General features: G+C 53.0%; 18 protein-coding genes. 10 read left to right on the top strand and 8 right to left on the bottom strand.

The annotated features are described in order from the left end of the window. Nucleotides 1-164 precede the first annotated feature (164 nt). Nucleotides 165-734 carry a VOC family protein gene (locus tag NA330_RS13720; protein ID WP_000024796.1) on the top strand — a complete coding sequence of 190 codons (570 nt, stop codon included), beginning with the start codon at nucleotides 165-167 and terminating at the stop codon, nucleotides 732-734. Nucleotides 735-753: 19 nt separating this feature from the next. Then, nucleotides 754-1,500, top strand: coding sequence for a copper homeostasis protein CutC (gene cutC / locus NA330_RS13715; RefSeq protein WP_023241934.1), 747 nt, complete (start codon nucleotides 754-756; stop codon nucleotides 1,498-1,500). 235 nt (nucleotides 1,501-1,735) lie between these two features. Here the strand turns inward: cutC and cmoB are convergent, their stop codons facing one another. Genes cmoB through NA330_RS13690 form a run of 5 tightly spaced genes read right to left on the bottom strand, consistent with a single transcriptional unit; the run spans nucleotide 1,736 to nucleotide 5,317 of the window. Continuing rightward, complete coding sequence (gene cmoB, locus NA330_RS13710; protein WP_000569026.1) at nucleotides 1,736-2,707, bottom strand: tRNA 5-methoxyuridine(34)/uridine 5-oxyacetic acid(34) synthase CmoB; 972 nt, start codon at nucleotides 2,705-2,707, stop codon at nucleotides 1,736-1,738. Continuing rightward, nucleotides 2,704-3,447 (bottom strand): carboxy-S-adenosyl-L-methionine synthase CmoA, encoded by a 744-nt coding sequence (gene cmoA, locus NA330_RS13705; RefSeq protein ID WP_000019609.1) that lies wholly within the window; start codon nucleotides 3,445-3,447, stop codon nucleotides 2,704-2,706. The genes cmoB and cmoA overlap by 4 nt, the downstream gene beginning before the upstream one ends. Before the next feature lie 40 nt (nucleotides 3,448-3,487). Further along, nucleotides 3,488-3,883 carry an MAPEG family protein gene (locus NA330_RS13700; RefSeq protein WP_000252975.1) on the bottom strand — a complete coding sequence of 132 codons (396 nt, stop codon included), beginning with the start codon at nucleotides 3,881-3,883 and terminating at the stop codon, nucleotides 3,488-3,490. A gap of 52 nt (nucleotides 3,884-3,935) precedes the next feature. Next, entirely contained in the window at nucleotides 3,936-4,754 is an 819-nt protein-coding gene (locus NA330_RS13695; RefSeq protein ID WP_000639234.1) for a DUF72 domain-containing protein, read from the bottom strand. Next, a complete protein-coding gene (locus NA330_RS13690) occupies nucleotides 4,751-5,317 on the bottom strand; it encodes a hydrolase (RefSeq protein WP_000916144.1) in 567 nt (188 codons plus the stop codon). The genes NA330_RS13695 and NA330_RS13690 overlap by 4 nt, the downstream gene beginning before the upstream one ends. Before the next feature lie 324 nt (nucleotides 5,318-5,641). Between NA330_RS13690 and aspS the strand changes: the two genes are divergently transcribed. The 4 genes from aspS to ruvC all read left to right on the top strand — a co-directional run bounded on the left by aspS (nucleotide 5,642) and on the right by ruvC (nucleotide 9,297). Continuing rightward, a complete protein-coding gene (gene aspS, locus NA330_RS13685; RefSeq protein WP_001258633.1) occupies nucleotides 5,642-7,414 on the top strand; it encodes an aspartate--tRNA ligase in 1,773 nt (590 codons plus the stop codon). A 102-nt stretch (nucleotides 7,415-7,516) separates the two neighbouring features. After that, nucleotides 7,517-7,969: a dihydroneopterin triphosphate diphosphatase gene (nudB, locus tag NA330_RS13680; protein WP_000653693.1), complete on the top strand. Its 453-nt coding sequence runs from the start codon at nucleotides 7,517-7,519 to the stop codon at nucleotides 7,967-7,969. 29 nt (nucleotides 7,970-7,998) lie between these two features. Continuing rightward, entirely contained in the window at nucleotides 7,999-8,739 is a 741-nt protein-coding gene (locus NA330_RS13675; RefSeq protein ID WP_000907242.1) for a YebC/PmpR family DNA-binding transcriptional regulator, read from the top strand. A 36-nt stretch (nucleotides 8,740-8,775) separates the two neighbouring features. After that, entirely contained in the window at nucleotides 8,776-9,297 is a 522-nt protein-coding gene (ruvC, locus tag NA330_RS13670; protein WP_000022509.1) for a crossover junction endodeoxyribonuclease RuvC, read from the top strand. A 1-nt stretch (nucleotide 9,298) separates the two neighbouring features. On the opposite strand, the gene NA330_RS13665 is transcribed toward ruvC, so the two are convergent. After that, nucleotides 9,299-9,898, bottom strand: coding sequence for a YebB family permuted papain-like enzyme (locus NA330_RS13665; RefSeq protein ID WP_000716750.1), 600 nt, complete (start codon nucleotides 9,896-9,898; stop codon nucleotides 9,299-9,301). Between the two features lie 209 nt (nucleotides 9,899-10,107). Between NA330_RS13665 and NA330_RS13660 the strand changes: the two genes are divergently transcribed. The 3 genes from NA330_RS13660 (at nucleotide 10,108) to ruvB (ending at nucleotide 12,791) form a co-directional block, all read left to right on the top strand. After that, complete coding sequence (locus NA330_RS13660; RefSeq protein ID WP_023241935.1) at nucleotides 10,108-10,800, top strand: hypothetical protein; 693 nt, start codon at nucleotides 10,108-10,110, stop codon at nucleotides 10,798-10,800. A 360-nt stretch (nucleotides 10,801-11,160) separates the two neighbouring features. Next, nucleotides 11,161-11,772, top strand: a complete 612-nt coding sequence (gene ruvA / locus NA330_RS13655) for a Holliday junction branch migration protein RuvA (RefSeq protein ID WP_000580335.1) — start codon at nucleotides 11,161-11,163, stop codon at nucleotides 11,770-11,772. Between the two features lie 8 nt (nucleotides 11,773-11,780). Further along, nucleotides 11,781-12,791 carry a Holliday junction branch migration DNA helicase RuvB gene (ruvB, locus tag NA330_RS13650; protein WP_000568508.1) on the top strand — a complete coding sequence of 337 codons (1,011 nt, stop codon included), beginning with the start codon at nucleotides 11,781-11,783 and terminating at the stop codon, nucleotides 12,789-12,791. 78 nt (nucleotides 12,792-12,869) lie between these two features. Here ruvB and znuB read toward each other — a convergent pair whose 3' ends face one another. Beyond that, nucleotides 12,870-13,655 carry a zinc ABC transporter permease subunit ZnuB gene (znuB, locus tag NA330_RS13645; RefSeq protein ID WP_000571508.1) on the bottom strand — a complete coding sequence of 262 codons (786 nt, stop codon included), beginning with the start codon at nucleotides 13,653-13,655 and terminating at the stop codon, nucleotides 12,870-12,872. Further along, on the bottom strand, nucleotides 13,652-14,407 hold the full coding sequence (znuC, locus tag NA330_RS13640; protein WP_000203013.1) for a zinc ABC transporter ATP-binding protein ZnuC: 756 nt from the start codon (nucleotides 14,405-14,407) through the stop codon (nucleotides 13,652-13,654). Before znuC ends, znuB begins: the two co-directional genes overlap by 4 nt. Nucleotides 14,408-14,485: 78 nt before the next feature. Between znuC and znuA the strand changes: the two genes are divergently transcribed. Next, a complete protein-coding gene (gene znuA, locus NA330_RS13635; RefSeq protein WP_023241936.1) occupies nucleotides 14,486-15,430 on the top strand; it encodes a zinc ABC transporter substrate-binding protein ZnuA in 945 nt (314 codons plus the stop codon). Nucleotides 15,431-15,440: the final 10 nt, after the last annotated feature.

Here is a 15,440-nt window from a genome sequence, read left to right as displayed (position 1 = left end):
CAAATGCCCGTTGGCGTCAGCATTGCGCGCGCGGCGCGTCGCCTGAAATATACGCAACAATAATCTGCATAAGCATTCAATAAACGCCCAACCAAATCAAAGGTTGGTTACCGGGGCGCAACAGCGTAAATTAGCGGTTTTCACAGCAAGAAGAGCGTCCTGATATGGCGAACTGGCAACACATTGATGAACTGCATGATATTTCCGCAGATTTACCGCGATTCACTCTGGCGTTCAGAGAACTTTCCACTCGCCTTGGTTTGCAGATTAGCGCCCTTGAGGCCGATCACATTTCATTGCGCTGTCACCAGAATACGACGGCGGAGCGTTGGCGTCGCGGTTTTGAACAATGCGGCGAGCTACTGTCGGAAAATATCATCAACGGCAGGCCGATTTGTCTGTTTAAACTGCATGAACCGGTATGTGTGGAACACTGGCGGTTTTCTGTTATTGAATTACCGTGGCCGGGAGAAAAACGCTATCCACACGAAGGGTGGGAGCATATTGAAATCGTGCTGCCCGGCGAGCCGGAGACCTTGAACGCGAGGGCGCTGGCGTTGTTGTCGGATGAGGGGCTTAGTCAGCCGGGGATCGTGGTTAAAACCAGTTCGCCACAGGGCGAGCATGAACGTTTGCCAAACCCTACGCTGGCTGTGACCGATGGCCGCGTCACGGTAAAATTTCATCCATGGTCGATTGAAGCGATTGTCGCCAGCGAACAGGCGGCCCATTAACCTGCCGAGCGGAGTGAATATGGCGTTACTTGAGATCTGTTGTTACAGCATGGAATGCGCGCTCACCGCGCAGCGAAACGGCGCGGATCGTATCGAACTGTGCGCCGCGCCGAAAGAAGGGGGGCTTACGACTTCTTTCGGCGTCTTACGCAGCGTACGCGAGCATATTACGATTCCCGTACATCCGATTATTCGTCCTCGCGGCGGGGATTTTTACTACACTGACGGCGAATTTGCCGCCATGCTGGAAGATATCCGCCTCGTCAGAGAGTTGGGGTTTCCCGGGCTGGTTACTGGCGTGTTGACCGTTGATGGGGATGTCGATATGTCGCGAATGGAAAAAATAATGGCGGCGGCCGGGCCGCTGGCGGTGACATTCCACCGCGCCTTCGATATGTGCGCTAATCCCTTCAATGCGCTAAAGAATCTGGCTGACGCAGGCGTAGCAAGAGTACTGACTTCCGGACAAAAAGCCGATGCGGCGCAAGGTTTATCAATAATTATGGAACTTATTGCCCAGGGGGATGCTCCAATCATTATGGCTGGTGCGGGGGTTCGTGCAAATAACCTGCAGAATTTCCTCGATGCCGGAGTACGGGAAGTACACAGTTCCGCCGGAGTCTTACTGCCTTCGCCGATGCGCTATCGCAATCAGGGGTTATCGATGTCTGCCGATATTCAGGCGGACGAGTATTCTCGCTATAGAGTAGAGGGTGCGGCGGTCGCTGAAATGAAAGGAATCATTGTTCGCCATCAGGCCAAATGATTTTTACCGTTGCATCATGTCGCCCAATATGATGCTTGCTCGTACCAGGCCCCTGCCAATTCAACAGGGGCCTTTTTTTCTCCTTCATATTTCAAGCCGCAGCAGCGTTGGCCGCCTCGCGCACCCCGGTCACGTAGGTACCTACGTTCCCGGGGATTTGCTGCGTTGCCGCCTTGCTGCAACTTGAACTATTTTGGAGAAACGGTGCTATACGTAACGATCATTCGACAATCCATCACGGTTTACGCGCAATCAGCACCGCGCGCTGCGGGGCGGGATAGCCTTCCACCGTCTTGCTGCGATCGTTCGGGTCAAGAAAATCGGCTAGCGACTCGGTAACCATCCATTCGGTACGGCGCTGCTCTTCGGTGGTAGTGACGCAGACATCGGCGATACGCACGTCAATAAAGCCGCATTTTTCCAGCCATTTTTTTAATGCCGGCGCGGAAGGAATAAAATAGACGTTACGCATCTGCGCGTAGCGGTCACCCGGCACCAAAACGGTATTTTCGTCGCCGTCGACGACCAGCGTTTCCAGTACCAGCTCACCCTCGTTGACCAACTGATCTTTTAACTGCCACAGATGTTCCAGCGGCGAGCGACGGTGATAAAGCACCCCCATCGAGAAGACGGTATCAAATGCTTTCAGCGCCGGGAGTTGTTCAATGCCCAACGGCAGCAGATGCGCGCGCTGATCGTTACCCAACAGTTTACGCACCGCCTCAAACTGGCAGAGGAAAAGCTGCGTAGGATCGATGCCGACCGCCAGATGTGCGCCTGCGCCAATCATCCGCCACAGGTGATAGCCGCTGCCGCAGCCGACATCAAGGATCGTCCGGCCGGTTAAATCTGACAGATGCGGCAGTACGCGATCCCACTTCCAGTCTGAGCGCCATTCGGTATCAATATCTACGCCATAAAGCGAGAACGGGCCTTTACGCCACGGCATCAGATTACGCAGCAATGTATCAATACGCTTTAGCTGACCTTCGCTGAGCGGCGTTTCGCTTTCCGCCGTGACGCTGTGCAGTAAATCCAGCCGCCAGGGCGTAATTTCCGGTAAAAATTCTACCGCGTTCGACCACTGTTTAAACAAGCCATGCTGCTGCTCGCGTTGCCAGGCGGCAATCTGCGCGGGCAATGTTTCCAGCCAGTGGGAGAGATGATTTTTAGCAATGAGCTGATAAAAGTTACCAAACTCGATCATGCGGCAACTCCGGCTTTTAACGCGACAAGCGACCCGAAATTAAAGCACTGGAACCACAGTTCACTGTGTTCGAAACCCGCCTGACGCAGGCGCGCTTTATGTGTTTCCACCGAGTCGGTGAGCATCACGTTTTCCAGCATACTGCGCTTCTGGCTGATCTCCAGTTCGCTGTACCCATTAGCGCGTTTAAAATCGTGGTGCATGTTGAATAACAGCTCGCCCACTTTCGCGTCTTCAAAGCTAAATTTTTCCGACAGTACCAGCGCGCCGCCGGGATTCAACCCCAGGTAAATCTTATCCAGCAATGCCTGGCGTTCGGCAGGTTCAAGGAATTGCAGGGTAAAATTCAGCACCACCATCGAGGCGTTTTCAATAGTGATATCGCGGATATCGCCTTCAACGACTTCAACCGGCGTAGGCGCTTTATACGCATCAATATGACGGCGGCAGCGTTCAATCATGGCCGGGGAGTTATCGACGGCGATAATGCGACAATGCTCATGGCGGATATTACGCCGAACAGACAGCGTCGCGGCGCCCAGCGAGCAGCCCAGATCGTAGACCTGCGTGTTCGGCTGCACAAAGCGTTCAGCTAACATGCCGATCATGGAGATGATGTTGGAGTAGCCTGGTACCGAACGCTGAATCATGTCGGGGAAAACTTCGGCTACTCGTTCATCAAAAGTCCAGTCGCCGAGACGGGCGATAGGCGCAGAAAAAAGCGTGTCGCGGTGAGACATAACGTATACATCCGGGAAAAATAAAGGCGCATATTGTGCGCTAATACAGGGAGAAAACCAACTCCCAGGGCATATACCACAGGTTTGCCAGCACCATCAGCAACAATGCGCACCAGGTCGCGCTCATCCCCGCCCGCCGCCAGCGGAACAGGCGGTGGTGAAAACCGTAATAATGCATCAGCCGACCGGCGATTAAAATGATGCCGCAGATATGCACCATCCACGTTTCGGCGCCGTTCATTTCCATAAACAGCAGCAGCACCAGCGCGACAGGAATATATTCCACCGCGTTGCCATGAATACGGATGGCGCTTTGCAATTCGCTAAAACCGCCGTCGCCATAGGCGACACGGTACTGCATTCGCAAGCGAACGACATTAAAAGAGAACTTCATTAATAATAACGCACCCAAAACGGCATACAGCGCGCTTACCATACAAACTCCCTTTTAAAATGGCTGATGGCACTGTCTATGATAGGGGGCATTTTCAGAAAAGAGAAGATTGCTGTGGAATGGACGGAGCAGTGCCGATTTCCGGTAAGACGCTGCGTAAATCATGCCAAAGCGTATTCACCAGTTCCGGCGCCTGCGCGATATCCGGAGTATGTAAAAACAGAAAAGGCGTGGTGGTCTGCCGCCACTGCGGGAGTTTCTGCAACCAGGCGGCGAAAAACTCACGGTTTTGCGCCATATTATCGCTACCGATAAAACGCACCATCGGATGGCTGGCCGTCACGACCGCATGTACCGGGACTTTGGGTTTTTTTCGCTGCGCGTCGCGGACGGCTTCGCTGTGGGGATGGGCGGCATGTACCGGACGACTATCCAGGATCACGCGGTTTACGCCGCGCGCGTGTAACCCGCGATTGAGCCGCTGTTCATCCTCACCTTTGTCAAAAAAACACGGATGACGAACTTCTACGCCATAGGTAAACGTGGCGGGGAGCGCATCAAGAAACTGCCATAAGGCGGGGAGATCGCGCGGTCCAAAGGTGGCGGGCAGCTGCAGCCAGTATTGGCCAATACGCGTTTCCAGCGGCGCCAGGCGGGTAAAAAACGCCTGTACCAGATCGTCGCAATGGCGCAGCGCGGCCTGGTGAGAAATGGTGGCGGGAAATTTAAAGCAAAAACGGAAATCGTCCGTAGTTTGCGCATACCAGCGATCGACAATTTCCGCTTTCGGCAGCGCGTAAAGCGTGGTGTTGCCCTCCACGCAGTTAAAGTGGCGGGCATACTCTTCCAGACTGGTGATGCCGAGCCGCGCCCATTTCGGGTGCGACCATTGCGGCAAGCCAATGTAGATCATAAGGCGTTTAAAATATCCTCTACGCTGCGTACCCGGCCAATGCGCGGGAAAATATGCGTCATACTGCTCTGATGCTGCTCACTGCTGGCGGCGCTACAGGCATCTTCGGCAATAATAAGGTTAAATCCCAACTCCCAGGCGTTACGCGCTGTGGATTCGACGCCGATATTGGTTGAGATCCCGCACAATATGATGGTGTCGATACCCCGGCGGCGAAGCTGTAATTCCAGGTCGGTGCCGTAAAACGCGCCCCACTGGCGTTTAGTCACTTCCAGATCGCTGTCCTTTTTACCCAATGCCGTAGGCCAGGTCCACCAGTTTTCCGGCAACGCGTGCGCAGGCGTTGCGGCATCCACCGGCTGTTTTAACGCTTCGGCATAATCATCAGACCATCCGACGCGTACCATAACCACGGGCGAGCCGTTGGCGCGACACTTTTCCGCCAGCCGCGCGGCGCGGGCGACCACCTCATTTGCCGTATACGGGCCGCCGGCAAACGGAAGAATTCCTTCCTGTAAATCAATAACCACCAGGGCGGTTGTGGTCGCGTTGAGTTTCAGCATGATAATCACTCTCCTAAAAATAGCGGATTTCACTACACCTTAAGCGCGATTAAAGGGGAAAGCGGCGACAAATATTGTTAATTTTTGTGAGCATACGCAATACCCGCGTGAAAAAGCCGGGTACAGTCAGTATGAACCAGGCGTCGATACCGCATGAAACGGGCAAGTTATCGCTCCCATGCTGGATTGACTCTTATCGTGCGGCAGAATTTCCAGTATAATAGCCGCCTTTTTTCATCCAGTTGTGACATACAGCTAAAGCTGCGACTTCGTCGCCTGCATGGCAGGCAACAATCCGCCTGCGGCTAAGTTAAGGGATATCTCATGCGTACAGAATATTGCGGACAGCTACGTCTGTCCCACGTGGGGCAGCAGGTGACTCTGTGTGGTTGGGTCAACCGTCGTCGTGATCTTGGCAGCCTGATCTTTATCGATATGCGCGACCGCGAAGGTATTGTGCAGGTGTTCTTCGATCCGGATCGTGCGGACGCGTTAAAGCTGGCCTCTGAACTGCGTAATGAGTTCTGCATTCAGGTTACGGGCACCGTGCGTGCGCGTGACGCGAAAAACGTCAATGCGGATATGGCGACCGGCGAAATTGAAGTGCTGGCGTCCTCTCTCACTATCATCAACCGCGCAGACTCACTGCCGCTTGACGCTAACCACGTTAATACCGAAGAGGCGCGTCTCAAGTACCGCTATCTGGATTTGCGTCGTCCAGAAATGGCGCAGCGCCTGAAAACTCGCGCCAAAATTACCAGCCTGGTGCGTCGTTTTATGGACGATCACGGTTTCCTTGATATTGAAACGCCGATGCTGACCAAAGCCACGCCGGAAGGCGCGCGCGACTATCTGGTGCCTTCGCGCGTGCACAAAGGTAAATTCTACGCGTTGCCGCAGTCGCCGCAGCTGTTCAAACAGCTCCTGATGATGTCCGGTTTCGATCGTTACTATCAGATAGTCAAATGCTTCCGTGATGAAGACTTACGTGCTGACCGTCAGCCGGAGTTTACTCAGATCGACGTCGAGACCTCCTTCATGACTGCGCCACAGGTGCGCGAAGTGATGGAAGCGCTGGTGCGCCATTTGTGGCTGGAAGTGAAAGGCGTGGATCTGGGGGATTTCCCGGTCATGACGTTTGCCGAAGCGGAACGTCGTTACGGTTCCGACAAACCAGACCTGCGTAACCCGATGGAACTGGTAGATGTCGCTGACCTGCTGAAATCGGTAGAGTTCGCGGTCTTCGCGGGCCCGGCTAACGATCCGAAAGGCCGCGTGGCAGCGCTGCGTGTGCCTGGCGGCGCACAGCTTAGCCGTAAGCAGATCGACGATTACGGTAACTTTGTTAAGATCTACGGCGCGAAAGGCCTGGCATATATCAAAGTTAACGAGCGCGCGAAAGGTCTGGACGGGATTAACAGTCCGGTGGCCAAGTTCCTGACCGCCGACATTGTCGAGGCTATCCTTGAACGTACCGGCGCCCAGGACGGCGATATGATTTTCTTCGGTGCAGATAACAAAAAAGTGGTTGCCGATGCGCTGGGCGCGCTGCGTCTGAAACTGGGCAAAGACCTGAGCCTGACCGACGAAGACAAATGGGCGCCGCTGTGGGTGATTGACTTCCCGATGTTCGAAGACGACGGCGAAGGCGGTCTGACCGCGATGCACCATCCGTTCACCGCCCCGCGTGACATGACGGCGTCTGAACTGAAAACTGCGCCGGAAGAAGCCGTCGCTAACGCTTACGATATGGTGATTAACGGCTATGAAGTGGGCGGCGGTTCGGTGCGTATTCACAACGGTGAAATGCAGCAAACCGTATTTGGTATTCTCGGTATCAATGAGCAGGAGCAGCGCGAGAAGTTCGGCTTCCTGTTGGATGCGTTGAAATACGGTACGCCGCCGCATGCGGGCCTGGCGTTTGGTCTGGACCGTCTGACCATGCTGTTGACCGGCACCGACAATATTCGTGATGTTATCGCCTTCCCGAAAACGACCGCCGCCGCGTGTCTGATGACCGAAGCGCCGAGTTTCGCCAACCAGGCAGCGTTGACGGAGTTGGGGATTCAGGTTGTGAAGAAAGCCGAGAATAACTGATATGAACAATGTACACGACATCATTCGCGTGATATCGCGGCGGCCCGCAAGGGCGAGTCTCATCAATGCGCGGCGTCACTCAACAGCCAACAACGAGGTCGCGTGAAGGATAAAGTGTACAAGCGCCCCGTTTCGGTCCTGGTGGTTATTTTCGCGCAGGATACGAAACGGGTGCTAATGTTGCAGCGACGCGACGACCCGGATTTTTGGCAGTCAGTGACTGGCAGCATAGAAGAAGGGGAGACCGCGTTGCAGGCCGCTGTACGTGAAGTCAAAGAGGAGGTCACGATTGATGTTGCGGCAGAGCAACTGACCTTAATCGACTGCCAACGTACGGTGGAGTTTGAAATTTTTTCACATTTACGTCATCGCTATGCGCCGGGCGTCATGCACAATACAGAATTCTGGTTCTGCCTTGCGTTACCGCATGAGCGGCAGGTGATATTCACTGAACATCTGACGTACCAGTGGCTTGATGCGCCTGACGCGGCGGCGCTTACCAAGTCCTGGAGTAACCGGCAAGCGATTGAAGAGTTTGTCATTAACGTCGCCTGAAAAGGCGCGCTTTTTTTGAGGAAATATTTATGGCAGGTCATAGTAAATGGGCCAACACCAGACATCGTAAAGCTGCGCAGGATGCCAAGCGCGGTAAAATCTTCACTAAAATTATTCGTGAACTGGTAACGGCAGCTAAATTGGGCGGCGGCGATCCGGATGCCAACCCGCGTCTGCGCGCGGCTGTAGATAAAGCGCTGGCCAACAACATGACCCGCGACACTCTGAACCGTGCCATCGCTCGCGGTGTGGGTGGTGATGAAGACTCGAACATGGAAACCATCATCTATGAAGGTTATGGTCCTGGCGGCACGGCCATTATGATTGAGTGTCTGAGTGACAACCGTAACCGTACCGTAGCGGAAGTGCGTCATGCTTTCAGCAAGTGCGGCGGTAATCTGGGTACCGATGGCTCAGTGGCATACCTGTTCAGTAAGAAAGGGGTCATCTCCTTTGAGAAAGGCGATGAAGACACCATCATGGAAGCCGCTCTGGAAGCTGGCGCGGAAGATGTTGTGACCTATGATGATGGCGCGATTGATGTTTACACTGCCTGGGAAGAGATGGGCAAAGTGCGTGACGCGCTGGAAGCGGCGGGTCTGAAAGCGGATAGCGCCGAAGTGTCCATGATCCCGTCAACCAAAGCGGATATGGATGCGGAAACCGCGCCGAAACTGCTACGTCTGATCGATATGCTGGAAGACTGTGACGATGTTCAGGAAGTCTACCATAACGGTGAGATCTCTGATGAGGTGGCGGCGACCCTGTAATGGTGCTGTTAAACGCCGGCGGGCAGGGGGGATAGCGTGTCGATTATTCTCGGTATTGACCCCGGCTCGCGCATTACCGGTTATGGCGTTATCCGCCAGGTAGGCAGACAACTGACCTATCTGGGCAGCGGATGTATTCGCACCAAAGTCGATGATTTGCCGTCTCGTTTGAAGCTCATATACGCAGGCGTGACGGAAATCATCACGCAGTTCCAGCCGGACTATTTTGCTATCGAACAGGTGTTTATGGCGAAAAATGCCGACTCAGCCCTCAAGCTGGGACAGGCGCGCGGCGTCGCGATTGTCGCCGCGGTCAATCAGGAACTGCCCGTGTTTGAATACGCGGCGCGTCAGGTGAAGCAAACCGTCGTCGGTATTGGTAGCGCGGAGAAAAGCCAGGTTCAGCATATGGTGCGCACGTTGCTGAAGCTCCCCGCTAACCCGCAGGCCGATGCCGCGGATGCGCTGGCTATCGCCATTACGCATTGCCACGTTAGCCAGAACGCGATGCAAATGAGCGAGAGCCGACTCAATCTGGCGCGGGGAAGGTTGCGCTAAATCATTCTCCCTCAGCCTCGCGTTGAGGGGTTTCAATTCCACAGGCGCTAATTAATTCTAAATTGGGATGTTGCCACAGGCTGGCTGGCGTCACCGTCTTACGATCCCACGGGATTGAACCTAAAAACCAGAACTTCCAGAAGGCGAGTTTCGCATCAGGATTGCTGTGAAGTAATTCTTCGAATGTCTCAATATCGCCTACCGGAATACATAATGCTTCTTTATAGATATCAAACACAAATTTCGAGCAGAACTGGCGCGATGACTCGTATTTAAACCCCGTGTGATAAAACTTATTCAGCCGGGCGGGAACCTGTTCCATGATGGCGAGTTTCTGTTCGACCGTCAGACCGCCGCACAGGCGACGAACGGCGTAACGTTGTCCGGCTGAACGTTGTATAAACAGTGACAGCGTGGTGACGGTTGAGAGGGGGACGCGACTTTCCGCCACCAGATAGTCATCACCATTATGACCAATAATAATCCCAACATGGTTGCTCCAGCACTGTGAAGCGGTGGATATCTGGCCGAAAAGCGCGGCACCTATACAGGTAAAGACGATATCCCCGGTTTCATATTGGACAGAATAATGTTTTTTCATCTCTGCATTCCATTATTTGAAATAAATTCCTTTTATTTATTCTACAGGGTAGTTAGCATTATACCAGATAAATGACAAGCCTTAGTGTCATCGAAATATGTATGGTGAATATTTCATTTATTGGAATTAATGTCGCAAATATATTTGGGGGGGAATTAAGGTGGTAAATTTCTCATCATCTGATCTCTCATATTGACAGGGAGTATGACGTGGTTGATGATAAACCAATGAGAATAGGTTGGGTGTTTTATTTTTCTTATATTTTTGTTGCTATTATCTTTCATCTGTTTATTAGTTTTTGTTATTGTTTGAGTATTGATATGGCAGAGGCTAATACTGTTGTTTTTTTATTAAAGCCAGGGACGATTTCATTATTATTTTTGCTTCTCCCTGCCAGGCGGTTCAGGACCAGACTGTTGGCAACATTGAGTTCAGTTTTCATTACCTTAGTATTTAACCAGTGGCATTTGGTTGCCGGGAATAAAGAACTGGTTTTGTGCCTGCAGGCAGCGTGCTTTATGGCTTTCCTGGCTATGACATCAGTAAAAAAATCCGGGTGGATGATTAGCGCATCATTATTTTTGGTTTGTGCGGCCGGAACGATTCGCCAGTGCTGGCTGGAACAGCTGTTTAACGCTGCCGATATATATATTGTTGATGATGGGCGGAGCTGTGGCGCCAGCGGCCACTGCTTCCAGTATATTGCAGCAAAAGGCCGTGGGTTAGCAGCAAAACGACAGGCACTTTTTAGTAGCGAAGAGTATGTGAATATTTATTATAGTTATTCAGAAGGGATACCAGCCGTGAATTTCGATGGCATGAAAAATGAGTTTGTACAATATTTATTGTGTCATGGCGAATTAAAATCTGTCGCGCGCGACGATAAAACAACATGCGATTAAATTCAGCGCTAGTGGTTAATATTATTAAATCTATTCTCGGGTCTGTTTTTTTGGAGGCCCGATGTTCCGCTGTTGGCATTCGTACTGGATACATTATTAGTGTTATCAGGATACTCATTATTGAATGACTACCGAACGTGCGCCACGGCATGTTGGCAAAAAGTTATTCGCGTAGGACGCAAAAAGTTGTCAATGAGTGTACGACTTATTTTGTACGCAGCGGGGAGCGTACCCGTCGTTAACCATCGCGGGTTGTCGGAGTAGAGAAATATCGGGATACGTGTTTTTCATCTGGATAAACATCCAGTCTTTTTTTATGATAGTGCATTATCTTTTCAGCCCTTTACGCAGGAGCGTCATGTGATAGGCAGACTCAGAGGCATTATTCTCGAAAAACAACCCCCGATCGTGCTGCTGGAGACAGGGGGCGTAGGCTATGAAGTACATATGCCTATGACCTGCTTTTACGAGCTGCCGGAGGCCGGGCAGGAGGCAATCGTCTTCACCCACTTTGTGGTGCGTGAAGATGCGCAGTTGCTGTACGGATTCAACAATAAGCAAGAGCGCACGCTGTTTAAAGAGCTAATTAAAACGAATGGCGTCGGGCCTAAGCTGGCGCTGGCGATTCTCTCCGGCATGTCGGCGCAGCAGTTCGTCAATGCGGTTGAGCGCGAAGAGCTTGGCGCACTGGTGAAGCTGCCGGGTATCGGCAAGAAAACCGCCGAAAGGCTGATTGTCGAAATGAAAGACCGCTTTAAAGGGCTACATGGCGATCTCTTTACGCCAGCGGTCGATCTGGTATTGACGTCGCCGGCCAGCCCAACCTCGGAAGATGCAGAACAAGAAGCAGTTGCTGCGCTGGTGGCGCTGGGTTATAAACCGCAAGAAGCCAGTCGGATGGTAAGCAAGATCGCCCGTCCGGATGCAAGCAGTGAAACACTGATTCGCGACGCGTTACGCGCCGCGTTATGAGGTAAAGGATGATAGAAGCAGATCGCCTGATTTCAGCAGGCGCCACGATCGCAGAAGACGTCGCCGATCGCGCCATTCGCCCGAAGCTATTGGCGGAATATGTCGGCCAACCGCAGGTGCGCTCCCAGATGGAGATCTTTATTCAGGCGGCAAAACGGCGTGGCGACGCACTAGATCACTTGCTGATTTTCGGCCCGCCAGGGTTAGGTAAGACGACTCTGGCGAATATCGTTGCCAATGAAATGGGCGTCAATCTCCGAACCACGTCCGGCCCGGTGCTGGAAAAAGCAGGCGATCTGGCGGCTATGCTCACCAATCTTGAACCGCATGATGTGCTGTTTATTGATGAGATTCACCGGCTTTCACCGGTGGTGGAAGAGGTACTCTATCCGGCGATGGAAGATTACCAGTTGGATATTATGATTGGCGAAGGGCCTGCTGCACGTTCAATTAAGATCGATCTGCCGCCGTTTACGCTCATTGGCGCGACGACGCGAGCAGGTTCGCTGACCTCGCCGCTACGTGACCGTTTTGGTATTGTGCAGCGCCTGGAGTTCTACCAGGTGCCCGATCTGCAGCACATCGTCGGGCGCAGCGCAAGGCACATGGGGCTTGAGATGAGTGATGACGGCGCGCTGGAAGTGGCGCGTCGGGCGCGCGGTACGCCGCGTATAGCCAACCGCCTGCTCAGACGTGTGCGTGATTTCGCCGAGGTGAAGCATGACGGGGCTATTTCAGCGGAAATTGCCGCGCAGGCGCTGGATATGCTGAACGTCGATGCGGAAGGGTTTGACTATATGGATCGCAAGCTGCTGCTGGCGGTTATTGATAAATTCTTCGGTGGTCCGGTGGGACTGGATAACCTGGCGGCGGCGATTGGCGAAGAGCGTGAAACCATTGAGGATGTGCTGGAGCCGTATCTGATTCAGCAAGGCTTTTTGCAGCGTACGCCGCGTGGGCGTATGGCAACGGTGCGCGCCTGGAACCATTTCGGGATCACGCCGCCAGAGATGCCTTAGCGCCTGAAGTCGCTGCGCTCATCAGACCTGGGCGATTTTGTAGGCCCGGTAAGCGCAGCGCCACCGGGCAACACACGCTTAGCTTGCCTGCTTTTTCATCATACTGAAGATAAACAGCAGCGCGGCACACAGCACTACGGATGGCCCTGCCGGGGTATCATAAAAGGCTGAGAAGGTCAGTCCACCTGTAACCGCTATCATACCTACACCAACGGCGACGCCCGCCATCTGCTCCGGCGTACGGGCAAAGCGACGCGCGGTTGCGGCGGGGATAATCAGCAGCGACGTAATGATCAGCGCTCCGACAAACTTCATCGCCACGCCAATGGTTAACGCCGTTACCAGCATCAATAGCAGCTTAACGCGCTGTAACTTCACGCCATCGACAAAGGCAAGATCCGGACTGATAGTCATTGACAGCAAGTTGCGCCACTGCCAGAAGAGAATGGCCAGCACAATAACGACCCCAATAGCGATCGAGATAAGATCTTCCGGCGTGACGGCCAGCAAATCGCCAAATAGATAAGCCATTAAATCAACGCGGACGTTGGACATCAGGCTGACCACGACCAGTCCTAAAGATAAGGCGCTGTGCGCCATAATGCCCAGTAAGGTATCAATCGCGAGGTGAGGGCGTTTCTCCAGCCATACCAGACCGGCGGCCAGCAGCAGCGTAACGGCGATTACCGCATAAAAGGGGTTAACGTCCAGCAACAGGCCAAACGCCACGCCCAGAAGCGACGCGTGAGCCAGCGTATCGCCAAAATAGGACATCCGACGCCAGACCACAAATGAGCCCAAAGGACCAGCGGCGCACGCCAGCATCATCCCGGCCAGCCAGCCGGGCAGTAATAATTCAATCATGAGTGACCATTTCCCCGGCGCAGTACAATACGACCCTGTAAATCGTGGCGATGATTATGATGATGGCGATAAATCCCTAATTGCTCCGCGCCTCGCGGGCCAAACATAGAGATAAATTCCGGATGCATAGACACCACTTCCGGCGCGCCGGAACAGCAAATATGATGGTTCAGGCATAACACTTCATCCGTCTTTGCCATGACCAGATGTAGATCATGTGACACCATCAACACGGCGCAATCGAGTTCGCGACGCAGCTGATCGATAAGGTCGTATAACGCGACCTGGCCGTTGACATCCACGCCTTGCGTCGGCTCATCAAGTACCAGCAACTGCGGCCTGTTAAGCAGAGCACGCGCCAGCAGTACGCGCTGTGTCTCACCGCCGGAGAGTTTTTGCATGGGCGCGTCAATCAAATGTCCGGCCTGAACGCGTTTAAGCGCCGGGAGAATATCCGTTTTTTGCGTGCCGGGACGTAAACGTAAAAACCGGTTTACCGTCAGCGGAAGCGTGGTATCGAGATAGAGCTTTTGCGGGACATAGCCGATACGGAGTTGCCCGTTGCGCTTGATCACCCCATCATCAGGGGCTACCAGTCCTAAAACCACGCGTACAAGCGTTGACTTCCCCGCGCCGTTAGGGCCGAGAAGCGTTAAAATTTTTCCGGGGCTCAATTCAAGCGACACGTCAGAGAGGACGCGGCGTTGACCAAATGAGACCGAGACGTTTTCCAGTGAAACTAAACTTGTCATGTTAATTTTAGGCTTGCAGAAGTGATAGAATGTTATAATATCACATTTCACACATTCATTACGATGATTAGTCGCATTATGTTACAGAAAAATACGCTTCTTTTCGCAGCATTATCCGCCGCGCTTTGGGGGAGTGCAACCCAGGCTGCCGACGCCGCCGTTGTCGCTTCGCTTAAACCACTTGGGTTTATCGCTTCCGCCATTGCTGATGGCGTTACGGATACGCAAGTATTACTTCCGGATGGGGCATCCGAGCATGATTATTCATTGCGTCCATCAGACGTAAAACGCTTACAGGGCGCGGACTTAGTCGTCTGGGTTGGCCCGGAAATGGAAGCCTTTATGGAGAAGTCGGTCAGGAATATCCCTGATAATAAGCAGGTTACCATTGCGCAACTTGCCGATGTAAAACCGTTACTCATGAAGGGCGCGGATGAGGATGAGGATGAACATGCGCATACGGGCGCCGATGAGGAAAAAGGTGACGTACATCACCATCACGGCGAATATAACATGCATCTTTGGCTCTCCCCAGAGATAGCGCGGGCTACAGCGGTTGCAATCCATGAAAAATTAGTGGAACTTATGCCGCAAAGTCGAGCCAAACTCGACGCCAACCTGAAGGATTTTGAGGCACAATTAGCCGCAACCGATAAACAGGTCGGTAACGAGCTCGCGCCGCTCAAGGGGAAAGGGTATTTCGTTTTTCATGACGCCTACGGTTACTACGAAAAACACTACGGACTCACCCCACTCGGTCACTTTACCGTGAACCCTGAGATACAACCTGGCGCGCAGCGTTTACATGAAATAAGAACACAGTTGGTTGAGCAAAAAGCAACCTGCGTTTTTGCTGAGCCACAATTCAGGCCAGCGGTCGTGGAAGCCGTGGCGAGAGGGACATCCGTTCGAATGGGAACACTGGACCCCCTCGGGACGAACATTAAACTGGGTAAAACAAGCTATTCAGCGTTTTTAAGCCAATTAGCCAACCAGTATGCGAGCTGCCTGAAAGGAGATTAACGAGGAAGTG

Source organism: Salmonella sp. NW722, from assembly GCF_051702785.1.
Lineage (GTDB): Bacteria > Pseudomonadota > Gammaproteobacteria > Enterobacterales > Enterobacteriaceae > Salmonella > Salmonella enterica.
The sequence above is the reverse complement of the archived record's forward strand: the minus strand, read 5'-3'. Positions and strand labels throughout refer to the sequence as shown.

What these genes read in the sequence shown, in the direction of transcription:
- NA330_RS13700 (WP_000252975.1), bottom strand. Translation starts at nt 3,883, where the DNA reads ATGGTAAGCGCGCTGTATGCCGTTTTGGGTGCGTTATTATTAATGAAG.
- cutC (WP_023241934.1), top strand. Translation starts at nt 754, where the DNA reads ATGGCGTTACTTGAGATCTGTTGTTACAGCATGGAATGCGCGCTCACC.
- NA330_RS13665 (WP_000716750.1), bottom strand. Translation starts at nt 9,898, where the DNA reads ATGAAAAAACATTATTCTGTCCAATATGAAACCGGGGATATCGTCTTT.
- NA330_RS13720 (WP_000024796.1), top strand. Translation starts at nt 165, where the DNA reads ATGGCGAACTGGCAACACATTGATGAACTGCATGATATTTCCGCAGAT.
- ruvB (WP_000568508.1), top strand. Translation starts at nt 11,781, where the DNA reads ATGATAGAAGCAGATCGCCTGATTTCAGCAGGCGCCACGATCGCAGAA.
- NA330_RS13695 (WP_000639234.1), bottom strand. Translation starts at nt 4,754, where the DNA reads ATGATCTACATTGGCTTGCCGCAATGGTCGCACCCGAAATGGGCGCGG.
- NA330_RS13675 (WP_000907242.1), top strand. Translation starts at nt 7,999, where the DNA reads ATGGCAGGTCATAGTAAATGGGCCAACACCAGACATCGTAAAGCTGCG.
- znuA (WP_023241936.1), top strand. Translation starts at nt 14,486, where the DNA reads ATGTTACAGAAAAATACGCTTCTTTTCGCAGCATTATCCGCCGCGCTT.
- cmoB (WP_000569026.1), bottom strand. Translation starts at nt 2,707, where the DNA reads ATGATCGAGTTTGGTAACTTTTATCAGCTCATTGCTAAAAATCATCTC.
- znuC (WP_000203013.1), bottom strand. Translation starts at nt 14,407, where the DNA reads ATGACAAGTTTAGTTTCACTGGAAAACGTCTCGGTCTCATTTGGTCAA.
- cmoA (WP_000019609.1), bottom strand. Translation starts at nt 3,447, where the DNA reads ATGTCTCACCGCGACACGCTTTTTTCTGCGCCTATCGCCCGTCTCGGC.
- znuB (WP_000571508.1), bottom strand. Translation starts at nt 13,655, where the DNA reads ATGATTGAATTATTACTGCCCGGCTGGCTGGCCGGGATGATGCTGGCG.
- NA330_RS13690 (WP_000916144.1), bottom strand. Translation starts at nt 5,317, where the DNA reads ATGCTGAAACTCAACGCGACCACAACCGCCCTGGTGGTTATTGATTTA.
- aspS (WP_001258633.1), top strand. Translation starts at nt 5,642, where the DNA reads ATGCGTACAGAATATTGCGGACAGCTACGTCTGTCCCACGTGGGGCAG.